This is a genomic window from Bartonella sp. CB10SXKL (assembly GCF_042195515.1).
Lineage (GTDB): Bacteria > Pseudomonadota > Alphaproteobacteria > Rhizobiales > Rhizobiaceae > Bartonella.
The window spans coordinates 1-582 of sequence record NZ_JBHION010000127.1 but is presented as its reverse complement, the minus strand read 5'-3'; the positions used below and the strand labels follow the sequence as shown (position 1 = coordinate 582).

General features: G+C 48.6%; 1 protein-coding gene. It reads left to right on the top strand.

Annotation, left to right across the window (positions count from 1 at the left end; all coding sequences use genetic code 11):
• The coding region (locus tag ACFIK3_RS09805; protein WP_375676645.1) for a hemagglutinin repeat-containing protein at window positions 1–582 on the top strand (582 nt) is incomplete at both ends.

Below are 582 nucleotides of genomic sequence, written 5' to 3'. Positions count from 1 at the left end.
GAAAAAGACAGAGCCTCCTTTGTTTCTGCTGGGGCTTTGATCATGGGCGATGATGTCAATATCACCAGCCAAAATACGAGCAATTCAACGATTATCAATTCAGGGCGGATTGCGGCAAATCACCAATTGCATGTGCATGGCGGGGATATCCTCAGTCAAGGAGGGCATTTTGCTGCTGGTGGGGATGCTGTTCTCCTTGCGGAGAAGAATATTCGTTTAGATGCAGGGCGCACAACGGTTGACGGCGTGGAGACCGTTTTAAACACCGAGGCGCTTTCTGCTGGGGGTAATGCGAGCGTGATTGCCAAACAAGATATTACCGCCTCAGGGGTGGGGATCACTACCGGAGGTGATCTTGCCATGGCTACAGAAGAAGGCAACTTGACGATCGGTTCAGCAGAAACCCATTACCATGATGAACACGGTGATGCTACCATGCATCATAAATCAGAAGTCAACTCTGGAGGCTCAACGACACTTCTCTCTGGAAAAGATTTGAATATTCTAGGCTCTGATGTTCAAGCAACGGATAAACTTCTCTTGCAAGCTGAGAGGAATGTTTCGATTGATGCCACACGCAAC